This is a genomic window from Sporosarcina sp. JAI121, from assembly GCF_013408665.1.
Taxonomy (GTDB): domain Bacteria; phylum Bacillota; class Bacilli; order Bacillales_A; family Planococcaceae; genus Sporosarcina.
Window position 1 is genome coordinate 980,303 of the sequence record NZ_JACCCL010000001.1, and the last position, 16,406, is coordinate 996,708.

A 16,406-nucleotide genomic window follows, 5' to 3' on the forward strand; every position below is an offset into this window, starting at 1 on the left:
CCTGATACAATAGAATGGGAGTTAAGAGTTGATATGGGAGGTGCCAGTAATTGAGCCAATCAGAATTATATGTATCACTTGATATAGGTTCTTCATCGGTTAAAGTCTTAATTGGTGAGGTGGATGGCGGTTCCCTGCACGTTATCGGAGTAGGTAATGTCCAATCCGCGGGAATACGCAAAGGAACGATCATCGATATAGATGCAACCGTCCAATCAATCCGAAAAGCAATAGAACAGGCTGAAAGAATGATCGGGATGCAGATCCGCGAAGTCATTCTGGGCATTCCTGCTAACGGCGTTATATTACAGGATGTCAAAGGAGTAGTGGCCGTTAACTCGGAAAACCGTGAAATCACCGACGACGATTTGGATCGTGTCATGAAATCGGCACAAGTCATGTCAGTTCCCCCTGAGCGTGAAATCGTCAATATTATACCGAAACAGTTCATCGTCGATGATTACGATGAAATAACGGATCCGAGGGGAATGATCGGTGTCCGGCTGGAAATGGACGGCACGCTCATCACTACATCGAAAACATTGGTTCATAATATATTGCGTTGTGTGGAGCGGGCGGGTCTCGTGATCCGAGAAATTTATCTACAACCGTTGGCGGCGGGTACATTCGCGCTGACAGCTGATGAAAAGAACCATGGTACTGCATACATCGGCGGCGGTTCCACGACAGTCTCCATTTTTGGTGAAAACAGGTTCATGGCGACGGCTGTCATTCCTGTAGGTGGGGACCATATTACAAAAGATCTGTCGATCATTTTAAAAACCCCCACTGAACAGGCCAGAAAGATTAAACATCAGTATGGACATGCTTTTTCCGATGACGCCTCTGATGATGAGTTATTTGAAGTGCCTGTCATCGGCGCTGATTCAAAAGATCAGTATAGTCAACGATACATATCGGAAATCATCGGTGTGCGACTTGAAGAACTTTTCGATCTTGTGCTGGAAGAGTTATACAGGATGGGCGTTCGGGATTTACCGGGCGGCGTCGTATTGACCGGCGGAATAACGAAAATGGATGGTCTTCTTCAACTTGCAAGACATGTGCTGAAAACAAGGGTCCGAATCCACACGCCTGAGTATATCGGGGTCAGGGAGCCGATGTATACGACTGCGGTCGGCCTTATACGCTACGCACATATGCAAGATTCATATTTCGGTCATGTGCCGGACTCACCGACAGTTTCGGCTTCCGAGCATCAATCACCGGCATCAGTCAACAAGAAAGTGCCGGCAGAACGCAATAAAGAAAAAAAACCAGGTATTTTGGATAAGGCGAAGCGAGTATTTGATAATTTCTTCGAATGAATCAAAAAACAACCGTAGGAAATGGATTAGGAGGAGAAATGATGCTGGAATTTGATACGAATGTTGACGCGTTGGCGGTCATTAAAGTAATCGGTGTTGGCGGCGGTGGGAATAATGCCGTAAATCGAATGATTGAACATGGAGTACAAGGTGTGGAATTCATTGCAGTTAATACAGATGCACAAGCTTTAAATCTCTCGAGTGCGGAAGTGAAATTGCAAATTGGAGGTAAACTGACACGCGGACTTGGGGCAGGTGCAAATCCGGAAGTCGGCAAAAAAGCGGCTGAAGAAAGTAAAGAGCAGATTGAAGAGGCATTGCGCGGGGCGGATATGGTTTTTGTCACTGCAGGTATGGGTGGGGGAACCGGAACAGGTGCTGCCCCGGTCATCGCACAAATCGCGAAGGATCTCGGTGCGCTGACGGTCGGTGTTGTGACAAGACCGTTTACATTCGAAGGACGCAAGCGTCAGACACAGGCAATCGGCGGTATTACATCAATGAAAGAATCTGTCGATACGCTTATTGTCATTCCAAATGATAAATTACTTGAAATCGTTGATAAAAATACGCCGATGCTAGAAGCGTTCCGCGAGGCGGATAACGTTCTTCGTCAAGGGGTACAAGGTATCTCGGACCTGATTGCAGTTCCTGGACTTATCAACCTGGATTTTGCTGATGTCAAGACAATCATGTCCAATAAAGGCTCCGCTCTTATGGGGATCGGAATGTCGACCGGGGAAAACCGGGCGGCCGAAGCGGCGAAGAAAGCCATTTCCAGCCCATTGCTCGAAACATCGATAGACGGCGCCAAAGGTGTGCTTATGAATATCACAGGCGGTTCGAATCTGAGTCTGTTCGAAGTACAGGAAGCGGCGGATATCGTTGCCTCCGCGTCGGATGAGGATGTCAACATGATTTTCGGTTCTGTCATTAATGATAATTTGAAAGATGAAATTATCGTGACAGTAATTGCGACAGGATTCACCGAAGAGCAGCTAACCGCTTCACGGCCTGCGAGAAGCGCCGGCTTCGGAGCAAGTCGTTCACAAACGCGTGAACAGCAGCCGCCGGTGCAACAACCCCCTACGCGCGAGCGCAGGGAAAGGGAGGAAGCGCCGCAGTTCCAACAACAGGAACCGACGCGTCAGCCTCAAAGCAGTCAACAAGACGATGCGCTCGATATCCCGACATTTTTACGCAATAGACGTAGATAATAAAGACATATCAAAAGCTTTCCGAAAGGTGCACCCGCACTTTTCGGAAAGCTTTTTTATATTTAACCATCTGGGTATTCTTGCAAAGCGACCATATAGATGGGCAGACTAGATTGACCGTATAACACGACAGACAGGATATATTACGTGGTAGACCGACCTTATCTTCACCCCGATCGACCATTAATTTGGAATCGAATCCTGTCGATTTCTTTTTTTTACATCGCCCCCGTTCCGACAAACATTTCATGGGATAGGTGATAAAGTTGTTTCCAAGGAGGGCGGTTTATGTACGGAGAAATCATTGTCGGAATGAATATGTTGTTCAATTACGCAATTCTTTCATTCGCCAACAAGGTAGGAAACGTCCAAGCCGCCCGCAGACGGCTCGTGTTCGCTTCTTTTGCGGGTGCATTGCCAGTTGTCATTTTTCCTTCATCAATGATTATTGTAATTCTTTCATTTTTTTGCATGACGGTAGTTGCTTTCGGAAAATCTTTTCAACCGTGGAAAAAATCCGCGTCGATGGTTTTGATAGGAGCGGTTTTTGCCGGTGGATTTTTAACCGCTTTCCAATACCGGATCACTATTTTTAGTTCTTCGATAAACGTGCTCACCTATGCGGTTGTGGCGTATGTCTCACTTTATTTCATGAAAAAGAAATGGCTTGACGTTAGAACCGGTCGCCATGTATCAGCGCTCAGAGCGTCGTCCGTTATAGATATTTGGAATGCTGAAATTGAAATTGATGTGTTCGTCGATTCAGGGAACGGTTGCACGGAGCCGTTGTCAGGTGCTCCCGTCCACTTTGTATCATTAAAAGCGTTGGAAAGACACATGCCGGAAGAATTGCTGAAGAAATTGCTTGCTTGGGATCCACATGGTGCACCTTCAATGTCGGGATTTCCTGAAGCCTATCAAAAACAGATTCGGCTGATTCGATTGGTAACTGTCCAGGGGAATTCCTGGGCAGTCGGATTCAGATTCGATCGATGGGTTATCGGAGACGGAAATGCACTGCAGCCGGGTTATATTGTAGTGACAAAAAATGACCGCCGTTATCCTGATGGTGCAGAAGCCATTTTGCACGTATCCGCAATGGAATCATTAAATGGGGAAAGGGGAACTGCTTATGCTACATGAATTGAAAAAATGGATGTCGGTGATCGCCAGCTTTTTTAAACGGAAAAATGGCACATACTATATTGGAGGGCATGAGTCGCTTCCTAAGCCATTGACCCGTGAAGAAGAGGCGGAAACAATCAAAGCATTCATGGAAGGTGATATGAATGCGCGCGACAGACTTATCGAAAAAAATCTGCGTCTCGTCGTATACATCGCACGTCGTTTCGATAATACGAATACACATATCGAGGACCTTATCAGCATCGGTGCCATTGGTCTCATAAAAGCGATTGAAACATTCAAAACGGACAAAAACATCAAATTAGCGACCTATGCATCCCGATGTATTGAAAATGAAATCCTGATGCATCTCCGAAAAACAAATAAGACCAGATCAGAAATTTCTTTCGATGAACCGTTAAATTCAGACGCGGACGGAAATGAATTACTTTTATCGGATATCCTTGGTACAGATGAGCATATTATCACTGACGATGTCGAAAAGAAAATTGAACGCCAGCACATGATTGAAGCCATTATGGGTCTCGACGAACGGGAGCGCTATATTATGGAATGCCGTTTCGGATTGACGGGACAAGTGGAAATGACACAAAAGGAAGTGGCGGAATTACTTGGGATTTCCCAGTCCTATATTTCAAGGCTAGAAAAGAAAATCATTTCGGAACTGCGTGAAAGCTTGAATCAGCCGATTGCATAATGGGTGAAATTGGCGAAGTGGATTCCCGCATATTCTGGACGACTGCGGACAGACTATCTTGTACAGTCATCTACAGAATGCGGAGGAAAAGCGAATGGTACGTACAAGAGTAGAAATTTGTGGAATCGATACGTCCGAACTGCCGTTACTCACGAACGACGTGATGAAAGCTACGTTTGTCAGGTTGCAAAGTGGAGATAACTCGGCAAGGGAAGAACTTGTCATCGGAAATTTACGCCTCGTCCTAAGTTTGGTCCAAAGATTCGCATACAGAGGGGAACAGGCAGACGATTTATTTCAAGTCGGCTGTATCGGTTTGCTGAAATCAATCGACAACTTCGACTTGAAACATAATGTCAGATTTTCAACATACGCAGTCCCGATGATCATCGGGGAAATTAAAAGACATCTGCGTGATCATCACTCAATCAGGGTATCAAGATCACTCCGGGATATTGCATACAAAGCAATACGAGCCAAGGAACAGTTCATTAATGACAATCAAAGGGAACCGCGAATTTCGGATTTATCGGAAGCGACAGGTATTCCGGCCGACGATATCCTTTTTGCGCTTGACGCGATTCAAGATCCGATGTCGCTCCATGAGCCTATGAACGGTGATGGCGGTGATCCAGTATTCATGATGGATCAAATACAGGACAAAACCGTTTCGGAAGAGCGGTGGCTAACTTATGTTTCGGTAAAAGAAACGGTATCCACCATGGATGAAAGACAGCAATCAATCCTGTCCAAAAGGTTTTACTTAGGACAGACACAAACCGAAATCGCCAAGGAACTAGGTATTTCACAAGCGCAAATTTCAAGATTAGAGAAAAGTGCAGTTCAAACCATTAAAGATGGAATGGAATAGAAATAATAAATGTAACGCAATGCGACTACCGCATTGCGTTATTTTTTTGCCTGTAAGCATATATTCACCATAAGGAGGGATTTTATGAAGTTTTCAGAGATGCAAAAAAAAGAAGTTATCGATGCAACGAAAGGTTCGTTTCTTGGGTTTGTCCAAGACGCTACAATTGATATCGAAAACGGAAAAGTCGAATCCTTGCATGTGGGCGGCGGAGAGCGAAGCGGTTTTTTTGAGGGGAAAGATAAAGATCCGAAGCGTGTCAAGCTGAAAGATATTACTACAATCGGCAAAGATATTGTACTAGTCGGTAAAAAGGTCGCTGAAAAATGAATTATCATTGATATGTACCGCCCGGATTGGTACAATGAAATGAAAGATTGATGAAAAGTAGTGATGATAATGGCTGATCTTCAACAACGAATACAAAAAATTGAACAAGATATACAAATGACTTGTGAACAAATAGGTCGAAATAGATCTGAAATAACGGTCGTTGCCGTCACCAAGGAGATTTCTGCGGCAAGAACATCCGCAGTGCTGGAAGCTGGTATTGAACAGCTTGGTGAAAACCGCCCCGAAGTGCTTCTTGGTAAGCAGGAAATAATCCAAAGCGGTGCAATATGGCATTTCATCGGCAATGTACAAAGTAGAAAAGTGAAAGACATCATTAATCAGATTGACTTTTTACATTCTGTAGATCGAATGAGTTTAGTGAAAGAAATCCAGAAACGGGCAAAGCAAACGGTCGACTGTTTCGTTCAAGTCAATGTTTCCGGTGAAGCAAGTAAATCGGGCGTAACGCCATCTGAACTAGAGGGCTTCATTGAAGAAGTGGTGGCTTACGATAAAGTCCGGGTCATTGGACTGATGACGATGGCTCCATTCACGGATGATAAGGATGTAATCCGCACCGTTTTCCGTTCATTAAGGGATCTGCGGGATACAATTGCAGCAAAAAAATTGCCATACGCACCATGTAATCAGTTATCCATGGGAATGTCGAATGATTTCATAATCGCTATTGAAGAAGGTGCTACCCACGTAAGAATCGGGACTGCACTTGTCGGAGCAGAAAGCGAGGGAGACGGATGAGCATAAAAAACAAATTTGAGAAGTGGTTTTATCTAGATGATGAGGAAGTCGAGGAAAAAGAACCGCCTCGTCGGGAAGAACAGCGGCCTGTTCAGGAACAGCCGCGTAGAGCACCTTCACGAAAACCAGCGACTGGCGAACCTCAACAATCAGCAACAGTAGTCAGCTTGCAAAGTTTACAGAAGTCATCTAAAGTCATTCTTATCGAACCGCGTGTTTATGCGGAAGCACAAGACATTTCCGAACACTTGAAAAACAAAAGGGCTGTTGTCGTCAATTTGCAACGAATCGAACGGGACCAGGGAATACGGATTGTCGATTTCCTAAGCGGTACTGTATATGCAATTGGCGGTGACATTCAGCGGATAGGGACGGATATTTTCCTTTGCGTACCAGAAAATGTGGAAGTTGCAGGTGCAATCTCCGATTATTTTGAGAGATAGAAATTGAATGAGGTGTACGAAACAGAATGGCAGAAATTATAATGTTACTATATAAAGGTATTGCTTGGATAATTCAGATTTACTCGATACTACTAATTATATATATTCTAATGTCGTGGGTACCTGCTTCACGCGAAACGAAATTCGGTAAAATGCTTGAGAAAATTGCAGAGCCTTATTTAGGTTTCTTCCGAAAGTTCATTCCGCCGCTTGGAATGATTGATATTTCACCAATCGTTGGATTATTTGCTTTAAGCTTGATATCTAAAGGCGTTTATGCAATATTTGTGAAAATACTAATGTTCGTTCAATGATAATGCGGTCCTCACTTATGTGAGGATTTTTCTATAAGGAGTAGAAAAGATGGAAACAATACTGCAGCATTTTCGAAAAGATGAACAACCTTTCATAGAAATGGCGATTGGCTGGATACGTGAAGTGGAAGATACTTATTCACCTAAATTGACAGGCTTTTTGGATCCGAGGCAACAGCGCATTGTTGAATCGTTGGCCGGCGGTTCCAGTCTGAAGGTTGCCTCGCACGGAGCCCTTCCTGGTGCGGAACGGCGAAGAGTTCTAATCTTTCCGGATTATTACGAGCCGGAACTGCTTGATTTTCGGATAACCGTATTCGATGTCAAATATGCATCAAAGTTTCTCAACTTGGACCACAAGGACATCCTTGGTTCGATGATGTCCTTGGGAATCAATCGCTCGAAATTCGGTGATATCCGGGTAGGGGATGATGAAGTTCAATTTGCTGTCGCAGATGAGTTAAAGGACTATATGGTAGCTAATTTCACATCAATCGGAAAAGCCAAAGTGACGGTTGAGGAAAATGTTCATCCAGAAAAATGGATAGGCTCGACGGATACGTGGACGGAGGACATGCATATTGTCAGTTCATTAAGACTTGATGTAGTCACGGCTGCGCTGGTCAATATCGCGCGCCCGAAAGCGGCTACACTTATACATGGCGGAAAAGTGAAAGTGAATTGGGCTGTTAGAGATCAGCCTGCATTCGAACTTCAAGAATCGGATATGTTATCCGTCAGGGGTTCAGGCCGTTTTAAAGTAATTGCGATCGAAGGAAGAACACGAAAAGACAAAATTAGGCTAGTTGTCGGGAAGTTGGAATGATTAATTCCATACTTGCGGACAGTGAGTCTGATTGGTTCCATGACAATCAATAGGTTGGAACTTCCCGAAAAAATGAAGTTTCACTTAAACAGGTAACCGTTGGAGAAAAAACTGTTATCTGAAGTCTCAACATGTATAATAGAGAGGGAATAAGTTAAAGGGGAGATGCATCAAATGGCGTTATCACCACTTGATATACATAATAAAGAATTTGCCAGTAAGTTCCGTGGATATGACGAAGATGAAGTGAATGAATTCTTGGAGCAAATCATGAAAGACTATGAAAATGTTCTTGAAGAAAATAAAACTTTGAAATCCAGTTTGAAACAATCAACAGAACAAGTTTCCCATTTTAACGCAATCGAGCAAACACTTCAAAAATCTATTCTTGTCGCTCAAGAAGCCGCGGAAGACGTTCGTAGAAATTCCATGAAAGAATCGAAACTGATTATAAAAGAAGCGGAAAAGAACGCGGATCGGATCGTTAATGAAGCGCTTTCGCGAGCACGTAGGATTTCCGTGGAAGTTGAGGATTTAAAAAAACAATCAAAAGTTTTCCGTGCCCGTTTCAAAATGCTCATCGAAGCACAGCTTGATCTTATCCAGTCGGATGACTGGGACGTTCTGCTTCAATATGAAATCAATGCGGAACGATTAGAAGTGGCGGCCGAGCAGGATTCGTAAGGAAACTTGACTTTTGTCTTGAATCGAACATATACTAATATTTATATATTTACAATAGGCGTTGAAAGAGAAAGTACTTTCCAAATTTGTGGATAGCGAGCCGGGGGCGGTGGAAGCCCGGTCAACGGATTGGAAATGAAAATCACTCCCGAGCCGGATTGCGGAATGAAGTACGTAATCCCGGAAACACCCCGTTATGGTGTCTGAGTGGCAACAAATCCGTTTGTTGCAAGTAGGGTGGTAACGCGAGATTAATTCTTCGTCCCTTTTAGGGGCGGGGATTTTTTTATTTCCGGACTTCCGCATCCATACGTTCGGAGGTCTACAGGAAGCCCATGCTTTTCTTATTTTAAAGGAGGAATATAAAATGGAGTATAAAGATACATTGCTTATGCCAAAAACAGAATTCCCCATGCGGGGCAACTTGCCGAATAAAGAACCGCAAATGCAAGAAAAGTGGGAACAGATGGACATTTATAAAAAAGTGCAGGAACGGACTGCAGGCCGTCCATTTTTCGTCTTACACGACGGTCCTCCATATGCAAACGGCGATCTTCATATGGGTCATGCACTGAACAAAGTATTGAAAGATATTATCGTCCGTCATAAATCAATGACTGGTTTCCATGCCCCATACGTCCCTGGCTGGGATACACATGGACTGCCGATTGAACAGGCACTTGTTAACAAAGGTGTAAAAAGGAAAGAACTCACAGTCGCGGAATTCCGCAAAATGTGCGAGGAATATGCGCTTGGCCAAATTGACAGCCAGCGTAGCCAATTCAAACGGATTGGTGTAAGGGGCGATTGGGAAAATCCATATATTACACTGAAACCGTCATTTGAGGCGCGTCAAATTCAAGTATTCGGTGAAATGGCTAAAAAAGGATATATTTATAAAGGATTGAAACCGGTTTATTGGTCTCCTTCCAGTGAATCTGCACTAGCTGAAGCGGAAATCGAATACCAAGATAAAAAGTCACCATCCATTTATGTTGGTTTCCCGGTGAAAGATGGGCTTGGCGTTGTTGACGAGGATGTGAAGTTCTTAATTTGGACGACAACTCCATGGACAATCCCCGCAAACCTCGGTATTTCAGTTCATCCGGAATTCCTGTATGTCGTAGTTAAGGTTGGGGAAGAGAAATTCCTTATCGCCAAAGATCTTCTTACTTTTGTTGCAGAGGAAATTGGCTGGGAAGACTATTCTGTCGAACGCGAACTGAAGGGCTCCGAACTCGATCGTGTAGTTGCGAAGCATCCTATATATGACCGCGATTCGCTCGTCATGCTCGGCGATCACGTTACTGCCGAAGCGGGTACTGGATGCGTTCATACAGCACCAGGCCACGGGGAAGATGACTTCTATGTGTCCAAATCATACGGCATCGACGCGCTTTCTCCTATAGATGACCGAGGAGTTATGACGCATGAAGCGCCGGGCTTTGAAGGGCTATTTTACGAAGATGCGAATAAAGCAGTGACAGAAGCACTGGATAAAGTGGGGGCTCTTAAGAAGTTATCATTCATCACTCACTCTTATCCGCACGATTGGCGTACGAAAAAGCCGGTTATTTATCGCGCGACTGCACAGTGGTTCGCTTCAATCGAGTCGTTCCGCACGGAATTGCTAGAAGCAATTAAAAACACGAAATTCACACCATCATGGGGTGAAACTAGACTATATAATATGGTTCGCGATCGCGGAGACTGGTGTATTTCCCGTCAGCGTGTATGGGGAGTTCCAATTCCGGTATTTTACGCAGAAAATGGCGAACCGATTATTACAGACGAAACCATTTCCAACGTCTCAGAACTGTTCCGTGAACACGGTTCCAACATCTGGTTTGAACGGGAAGCAAAAAATTTGCTTCCGGAAGGTTTCACCCATGAAGGAAGTCCGAATGGGCATTTCACGAAAGAGACGGACATCATGGACGTTTGGTTCGATTCAGGTTCAACGCATCAAGGCGTGCTAGTTGAACGGGATGACCTTGTCTATCCTGCCGACCTCTATCTGGAAGGCTCCGACCAATACCGCGGCTGGTTCAACTCTTCGATTACGACAAGTGTTGCCATTAATGGCCATGCACCTTATAAAGGTCTATTAAGCCACGGCTTTACGCTTGATGGTGAAGGACGTAAAATGAGTAAATCGATCGGTAACGTCATCGTTCCATCCAAAGTGATGAATCAGCTCGGGGCAGATATTCTTCGCCTCTGGGTATCTTCCGTTGATTACACGGCGGATGTACGTGTTTCTGATTCCAACTTCAAGCAAGTCTCTGAAGTGTATAGAAAAATCCGTAACACACTTCGTTTTCTACATGGAAATACATCGGACTTCAATCCGACTGTCGACGCGGTGGCATTTGAAAATCTGCGGACAGTAGACAAATTCGTTTATGTAAAATTACAGGATTTGATCAAAGAAGTACGTGAAGCTTATGATAACTACGAATTTGCAAATGTCTATCATGCGGTGAACAACTTCTGTACGGGCGAATTGAGCTCGTTCTACCTCGATATTGCGAAGGATGTTGTCTATATTGAAGGAGCGGATCATCCGCACCGCCGTGCAATGCAGACAGTGATGTATGAAACATTGATTACACTGTTGAAATTGTTGACACCGATCGTGCCGCATACGACAGATGAAATGTGGGCATTTATCGAGCATAAAAACGAAGAAAGCATTCAGCTGACGGATATGCCGGATGCACAAGATCTGGGAGCAGATGCACAAGCACTGCGTGACCGTTTCTCAACATTGATGCTTGTTCGTGATGACGTTTTGAAGGCGCTTGAAGAAGCTAGAAACGATAAAGTAATCGGGAAATCGCTTGAAGCGAAAGTAACGGTTGCAGTCCCTGAGAGCATGATAGATGTTTTCACAGCGGACGATATCGATTTTGCACAATTCTTCATCGTATCGCAATTTGCAGAAGCATCTATTGCAGATATGCCGGAAGGAACTTTGAAACTGGATACGGTCAGTGTTCTTGTTGAAAAGGCCGATGGCGAAAAATGTGAACGTTGCTGGACGATTTCAGAAACAATCGGAACGGATGAAACACATCCTGCACTATGTACCCGCTGTGCAGAAGTTGTGAAAAAGCATTATTCATAAACTGTTAAAACTGAAAGCCGCTGCGGCAGTCTTTTTATAAGGCTAGCCCCTGCGGCTTTTTTTAACGTTGAAATGCGGTCATATAACAGTCTATGTGTTAAAATAGTACATAATCTGTCGGACGGGGGTATTTGGATTGTTCATTTATTATGGATTGGCGGCCGTCGTCATTATGTTGGACCAAGTAACGAAATGGCTCGTCGTCAAAAATATGGAACTCGGAGAAAGAATCAGTATTGCAGATCCTAATTTGGGGCTTCTTTCCCACCGCAACAGGGGAGCGGCATGGGGCATGTTAGAAGGGCAGATGTGGTTGTTTTATATTGTCACGATTGTCGTTATTGGAGGTATCATCTATTACTTCCATAAAGAGGCGAAAGGGCAACCGCTCTTTGGATTCAGTTTAATGTTCCTGCTGGGCGGGGCAATCGGTAACTTCATCGATCGTGTGTGGCGCAAGGAAGTCGTCGATTTCGTTGATGTCAGGATTCCGATCATCAATTATGATTTCCCAATCTTTAATGTGGCGGATGCAGCATTGACAGTCGGCGTGATAATGATCATCATTCATATTATTTTGGATGAAAAAAAGAACAAGAAAAAGGTGTAATTATGGATAAAATTGAAATTGAAATTACAGAAGAACACGAAGGAAGCCGTATCGACAAAGCGTTGTCCGCTGTCAACCCGGAATGGTCACGCACACAAATCCAAACATGGGTGAAAGATGGACTAGTTCTTGTAGGCGGTACCGAAGTGAAACCAAATTATAAAGTCAGGCTAGGGGATACGGTGACGGTGGATGAGCCGGAACTGGAAGAACTGGACGTCGTTGCAGAAGACCTTGATCTAGATATAGTCTATGAAGATAAAGATGTGCTTGTTGTCAATAAAGCACGTGGCATGGTCGTCCATCCTGCACCGGGGCATCCGGGGGGGACGGTCGTCAACGGTCTTATGCACCATTGCACGGATCTTTCTGGCATCAACGGCGTACTACGTCCGGGCATTGTCCACCGTATCGATAAAGATACATCCGGGCTTTTGATGGTCGCGAAAAATGATAAAGCACATGTTTCATTAGTCGACCAACTCGTCAACAGGTCGGTAACGCGAGTTTATACAGCGCTTGTCCATGGTCATATCCCGCATGATAATGGGACAATTGACGCACCGATCGGCCGTGATCAGCGGGAACGTCAAAATATGGCAATTGTTGATAAAGGCAGGCACGCGGTGACACATTTTAAAGTACTTGAGCGGTTTGGCAATTACACACTTGTCGAATGTAAATTGGAAACTGGCAGGACTCACCAAATTCGCGTTCATATGAAATATATCGGATTTCCGCTTGTCGGGGATCCGAAATACGGTCCGAAAAAAACGCTCGATTTTGGCGGACAAGTATTGCATGCCGGAACGGTCGGTTTCATTCACCCTGAAACAGGTGAGTATATGGAATTCAACAGCCCTCTGCCCGAAGACTTTCAAGCCTTGGTTGATAAAGTCAGAAAAGATGTTGACAAAACAGAAGCATGAATTGTATACTGAACGAAGCAATTGAATAGCGATACCTTTAAAATCAGTCCAGAGAGGCTGGGAAGGTTGCTCGGAAGTACGATGGAACTGCTGCGCGCAGTATCTATGTACATTTTTTCTGCACGTATACCCTCCCGCCAATAAAGGCCGGGGGGATTTTTTTATGGAAAAATGGAAATGGAGGATAAAAAATGACGGAAAAAGCAAATATTCTTGATGAACAAGCAATCGGCAGGGCAGTTACACGAATTGCTCATGAAATTATCGAACGCAACAAAGGGATTGACGAGTGCATTCTCGTCGGCATCAAAACCAGGGGTGCATATCTGGCGAAAAGGCTTGCTGAAAAAATCGAGCTGATTGAAGGGAAGCCGATAAAAAAAGGCGAACTTGATATTACATTGTATCGTGATGACCTTATGCTGAAACACGATAATAACGAGCCGCTTGTCCAGCAAGTAGACATCAAACATGACGTGACGGACAAAAAAGTGATCCTCGTAGACGATGTCTTATATACAGGCAGAACAGTCCGGGCGGCGATGGATGCGGTCATGGACCTTGGAAGACCCGCATCAATTCAATTGGCGGTGCTTGTAGACCGGGGGCATCGGGAGTTGCCGATCCGACCTGATTTCGTCGGAAAAAACATCCCCACGTCAAACGATGAACGGGTCGTCGTTAGTGTGCAGGAGACGGATGGCAAAGACGGCGTATCGATCCATTCAAAATAAAAATGGTGAGAGCCACGAAAATAGATTGTGAGATTAGATAGTAAATAAAGTAACCGGTACGGAGGAAGTCGATTATGAATGAAAAAGTTTTAGATGTACATGAAAAACCGGCAACAGCCAGGTGGTTAATCCTAAGCTTGCAACATATGTTCGCTATGTTCGGCGCAACAATATTAGTTCCTCAACTCGTCGGATTAAGTCCGGCTATCGCCCTTCTGACAAGCGGGATTGCAACAATCGTCTTCATCCTTGTAACAAGGTTCCAGGTACCGGCATACTTAGGATCCTCATTCGCCTTCATCATACCGATACAAGTAGCGACTGAAACGGGCGGAATTGGCAGCGCAATGATCGGCAGTATGTTTGTAGCACTCGTCTACGGACTCATTTCATTGCTCATCTGGAAAACGGGCTACACTTTGATCATGAAAATCTTGCCGCCGATTGTGGTGGCGCCGGTTATCATCGTCATAGGACTTGCATTGTCACCGACAGCGGTCAGTATGGCAAGTACGATTCAAGTCGGAGATGAAAAAGTGTATAACCTTCTTCATTTTTCAGCAGCGCTCGTCACCCTGGCAGCCGCAATTATCTGCATCATGTTTTTCAAAGGAATCGTCAGCTTGATGCCGATACTTATCGGAATCATCGTCGGCTACATTTACTCGGCGTTCATCGGGATATTGGATTTCACTAAAGTTTTGGAAGCAAAATGGTTTGAATTTCCGGCAATGCTGATTCCCGGTGTGGATTACGATTTCGTCATTACACCTACGCTACTTGGCCTAATGGTGCCGATCGCCATCGTCACGATTTCAGAACATATTGGACATCAGCTTGTTCTTGGAAGAATTGTTGGGAGAAACTACATAAAAAATCCTGGTTTGAACCGATCTTTACTCGGTGACGGACTGGGGACTTTAATAAGTGGACTAGTCGGAGGACCGCCTAAAACGACGTACGGTGAAAATATCGGTGTCCTTGCGCTCACTCGTGTATATAGTGTCTATGTCATCCTGGGAGCTGCAGTCTTCGCCATTGCCTTCTCATTCTTAGGAAAAGCGATGGCATTGATCGCTACGATTCCTACGGCAGTACTTGGAGGGGTATCGATTCTATTGTTCGGAATAATCGCTTCATCCGGGTTACGGATGCTGGTGGATCATAAAATTGATTTTGGTAAACAGCGTAATCTTGTTATCGCTTCAGTCATTCTTGTTCTCGGTATCGGCGGGGCATCCATCAAATTCAGTGAAACATTCCAAATTGAAGGAATGGCTTTGGCTGCCATTGTCGGGGTCGTCCTGAACTTGATACTTCCAGGAAGAACAAATGAAACTCTAGTTGATGAAACTGAATAGAAGACCTTTTAACACTGTTCCGAGAGTCAGGGAAAGGTTCGTTTGACACCCATTCTACACAATAAGTGGAGAGTGCGGAATGTCATATCCAACGAGCCTTTCCGCCTGCCGGATGGGCTTTTATTAATGAAGGGAGACAAGCCGAATGAAGCATCTAGTATCGATGAAACATCTATCTGAAGAAGAAATCATGACAATCCTTGACCGCGCTGATACGTTCAAAAAATTCGGTGCCCGGGAATTGCCCGGGAAATATATTGTAAGCAACTTGTTTTTTGAACCAAGTACACGTACGAAAATGAGCTTTGAAATGGCGGAAAGGAAAATCGGACTTGATGTATTACCTTTCGAATCCAGCTTTTCCAGCACACTGAAAGGTGAGACACTTTATGATACGGTGAAAACGCTTGAGGCGATCGGTGTCGATGCACTCGTCATCCGCCATCCCGAAGACGGCTATTATGAACACCTGATTGGACGAACGTCAGTTTCCATCATCAATGGAGGCGATGGATCAGGACAGCATCCAACACAGTCACTTCTGGATCTGTTCACAATCAGAGAAGAATTCGGTTCATTTGAAGGACTGAATATACTAATTGCAGGAGATATCACACATAGCCGTGTGGCACGCTCCAATGCAGATGCCCTGACGACATTGGGAGCAAAAGTGACATTCTTATGTCCGGCCGAATGGGCAGGCGAATTTGACAGTGTAGATTCATGGGATGATGTGATAGAAAACTGTGATGTAGTCATGCTGTTGAGGGTGCAACATGAAAGGCACGGGGTAGAAACGGTCTTTTCGGGAGAAAGTTATCATGAACGGTACGGGTTGACAGAAGCGCGTGCACGGAAATTGAAGGACAAGGCAATCATTATGCATCCAGGTCCATTCAATCGGGGGATTGAAATTACGGATTTGTTAATCGAAAGCTCCAAATCACGGATTTTCAAACAAATGGAAAACGGTGTATACATACGGATGGCTGTATTGGAATCGGTATTGAAAGGGAGGAATTGA

At 44.6% G+C, this 16,406-nt stretch carries 17 protein-coding genes and 1 other annotated feature; all 17 genes read left to right on the forward strand.

Annotated features, from left to right (window positions below; genetic code table 11):
- Window positions 1-50 precede the first annotated feature (50 nt).
- Entirely contained in the window at window positions 51-1,328 is a 1,278-nt protein-coding gene (gene ftsA, locus HDC33_RS04595; protein ID WP_179391322.1) for a cell division protein FtsA, read from the forward strand.
- 41 nt (window positions 1,329-1,369) lie between these two features.
- Window positions 1,370-2,545 (forward strand): cell division protein FtsZ, encoded by a 1,176-nt coding sequence (ftsZ, locus tag HDC33_RS04600; RefSeq protein WP_179391323.1) that lies wholly within the window; start codon window positions 1,370-1,372, stop codon window positions 2,543-2,545.
- A gap of 288 nt (window positions 2,546-2,833) precedes the next feature.
- Window positions 2,834-3,688: a sigma-E processing peptidase SpoIIGA gene (locus tag HDC33_RS04605; RefSeq protein WP_179391324.1), complete on the forward strand. Its 855-nt coding sequence runs from the start codon at window positions 2,834-2,836 to the stop codon at window positions 3,686-3,688.
- On the forward strand, window positions 3,678-4,388 hold the full coding sequence (sigE, locus tag HDC33_RS04610) for an RNA polymerase sporulation sigma factor SigE (RefSeq protein ID WP_179391325.1): 711 nt from the start codon (window positions 3,678-3,680) through the stop codon (window positions 4,386-4,388). Before HDC33_RS04605 ends, sigE begins: the two co-directional genes overlap by 11 nt.
- 94 nt (window positions 4,389-4,482) lie before the next feature.
- Window positions 4,483-5,259 (forward strand): RNA polymerase sporulation sigma factor SigG, encoded by a 777-nt coding sequence (gene sigG, locus HDC33_RS04615; RefSeq protein ID WP_179391326.1) that lies wholly within the window; start codon window positions 4,483-4,485, stop codon window positions 5,257-5,259.
- An 84-nt stretch (window positions 5,260-5,343) separates the two neighbouring features.
- Window positions 5,344-5,589, forward strand: coding sequence for a PRC-barrel domain-containing protein (locus HDC33_RS04620; protein ID WP_179391327.1), 246 nt, complete (start codon window positions 5,344-5,346; stop codon window positions 5,587-5,589).
- A 69-nt stretch (window positions 5,590-5,658) separates the two neighbouring features.
- Window positions 5,659-6,351, forward strand: coding sequence for a YggS family pyridoxal phosphate-dependent enzyme (locus HDC33_RS04625; protein WP_179391328.1), 693 nt, complete (start codon window positions 5,659-5,661; stop codon window positions 6,349-6,351).
- Entirely contained in the window at window positions 6,348-6,794 is a 447-nt protein-coding gene (locus tag HDC33_RS04630; protein ID WP_179391329.1) for a cell division protein SepF, read from the forward strand. The genes HDC33_RS04625 and HDC33_RS04630 overlap by 4 nt, the downstream gene beginning before the upstream one ends.
- A 26-nt stretch (window positions 6,795-6,820) precedes the next feature.
- Entirely contained in the window at window positions 6,821-7,108 is a 288-nt protein-coding gene (locus HDC33_RS04635; RefSeq protein ID WP_179391330.1) for a YggT family protein, read from the forward strand.
- A 49-nt stretch (window positions 7,109-7,157) separates the two neighbouring features.
- The gene (locus HDC33_RS04640; protein ID WP_179391331.1) at window positions 7,158-7,934 is read left to right on the forward strand and encodes a YlmH family RNA-binding protein; all 777 of its coding nucleotides are present in this window, start codon (window positions 7,158-7,160) and stop codon (window positions 7,932-7,934) included.
- Window positions 7,935-8,108: 174 nt separating this feature from the next.
- Window positions 8,109-8,618 (forward strand): DivIVA domain-containing protein, encoded by a 510-nt coding sequence (locus HDC33_RS04645; RefSeq protein ID WP_179391332.1) that lies wholly within the window; start codon window positions 8,109-8,111, stop codon window positions 8,616-8,618.
- Window positions 8,619-8,670: 52 nt separating this feature from the next.
- Window positions 8,671-8,888, forward strand: a binding site (T-box leader).
- 97 nt (window positions 8,889-8,985) lie between these two features.
- Window positions 8,986-11,748, forward strand: a complete 2,763-nt coding sequence (ileS, locus tag HDC33_RS04650; RefSeq protein ID WP_179391333.1) for an isoleucine--tRNA ligase — start codon at window positions 8,986-8,988, stop codon at window positions 11,746-11,748.
- 136 nt (window positions 11,749-11,884) lie between these two features.
- Window positions 11,885-12,358, forward strand: a complete 474-nt coding sequence (lspA, locus tag HDC33_RS04655) for a signal peptidase II (protein ID WP_179391334.1) — start codon at window positions 11,885-11,887, stop codon at window positions 12,356-12,358.
- Between the two features lie 2 nt (window positions 12,359-12,360).
- Entirely contained in the window at window positions 12,361-13,287 is a 927-nt protein-coding gene (locus HDC33_RS04660) for an RluA family pseudouridine synthase (protein WP_179391335.1), read from the forward strand.
- 191 nt (window positions 13,288-13,478) lie between these two features.
- Entirely contained in the window at window positions 13,479-14,021 is a 543-nt protein-coding gene (pyrR, locus tag HDC33_RS04665) for a bifunctional pyr operon transcriptional regulator/uracil phosphoribosyltransferase PyrR (protein WP_179391336.1), read from the forward strand.
- Window positions 14,022-14,095: 74 nt separating this feature from the next.
- Complete coding sequence (locus HDC33_RS04670) at window positions 14,096-15,382, forward strand: uracil-xanthine permease family protein (protein ID WP_179391337.1); 1,287 nt, start codon at window positions 14,096-14,098, stop codon at window positions 15,380-15,382.
- 145 nt (window positions 15,383-15,527) lie between these two features.
- Entirely contained in the window at window positions 15,528-16,406 is an 879-nt protein-coding gene (locus HDC33_RS04675) for an aspartate carbamoyltransferase catalytic subunit (protein WP_179391338.1), read from the forward strand.

What these genes read in the sequence shown, in the direction of transcription:
- ftsZ (WP_179391323.1), top strand. Translation starts at nt 1,370, where the DNA reads ATGCTGGAATTTGATACGAATGTTGACGCGTTGGCGGTCATTAAAGTA.
- HDC33_RS04605 (WP_179391324.1), top strand. Translation starts at nt 2,834, where the DNA reads ATGTACGGAGAAATCATTGTCGGAATGAATATGTTGTTCAATTACGCA.
- sigE (WP_179391325.1), top strand. Translation starts at nt 3,678, where the DNA reads ATGCTACATGAATTGAAAAAATGGATGTCGGTGATCGCCAGCTTTTTT.
- sigG (WP_179391326.1), top strand. Translation starts at nt 4,483, where the DNA reads ATGGTACGTACAAGAGTAGAAATTTGTGGAATCGATACGTCCGAACTG.
- HDC33_RS04620 (WP_179391327.1), top strand. Translation starts at nt 5,344, where the DNA reads ATGAAGTTTTCAGAGATGCAAAAAAAAGAAGTTATCGATGCAACGAAA.
- HDC33_RS04625 (WP_179391328.1), top strand. Translation starts at nt 5,659, where the DNA reads ATGGCTGATCTTCAACAACGAATACAAAAAATTGAACAAGATATACAA.
- HDC33_RS04630 (WP_179391329.1), top strand. Translation starts at nt 6,348, where the DNA reads ATGAGCATAAAAAACAAATTTGAGAAGTGGTTTTATCTAGATGATGAG.
- HDC33_RS04635 (WP_179391330.1), top strand. Translation starts at nt 6,821, where the DNA reads ATGGCAGAAATTATAATGTTACTATATAAAGGTATTGCTTGGATAATT.
- HDC33_RS04640 (WP_179391331.1), top strand. Translation starts at nt 7,158, where the DNA reads ATGGAAACAATACTGCAGCATTTTCGAAAAGATGAACAACCTTTCATA.
- HDC33_RS04645 (WP_179391332.1), top strand. Translation starts at nt 8,109, where the DNA reads ATGGCGTTATCACCACTTGATATACATAATAAAGAATTTGCCAGTAAG.
- ileS (WP_179391333.1), top strand. Translation starts at nt 8,986, where the DNA reads ATGGAGTATAAAGATACATTGCTTATGCCAAAAACAGAATTCCCCATG.
- HDC33_RS04660 (WP_179391335.1), top strand. Translation starts at nt 12,361, where the DNA reads ATGGATAAAATTGAAATTGAAATTACAGAAGAACACGAAGGAAGCCGT.
- pyrR (WP_179391336.1), top strand. Translation starts at nt 13,479, where the DNA reads ATGACGGAAAAAGCAAATATTCTTGATGAACAAGCAATCGGCAGGGCA.
- HDC33_RS04670 (WP_179391337.1), top strand. Translation starts at nt 14,096, where the DNA reads ATGAATGAAAAAGTTTTAGATGTACATGAAAAACCGGCAACAGCCAGG.
- HDC33_RS04675 (WP_179391338.1), top strand. Translation starts at nt 15,528, where the DNA reads ATGAAGCATCTAGTATCGATGAAACATCTATCTGAAGAAGAAATCATG.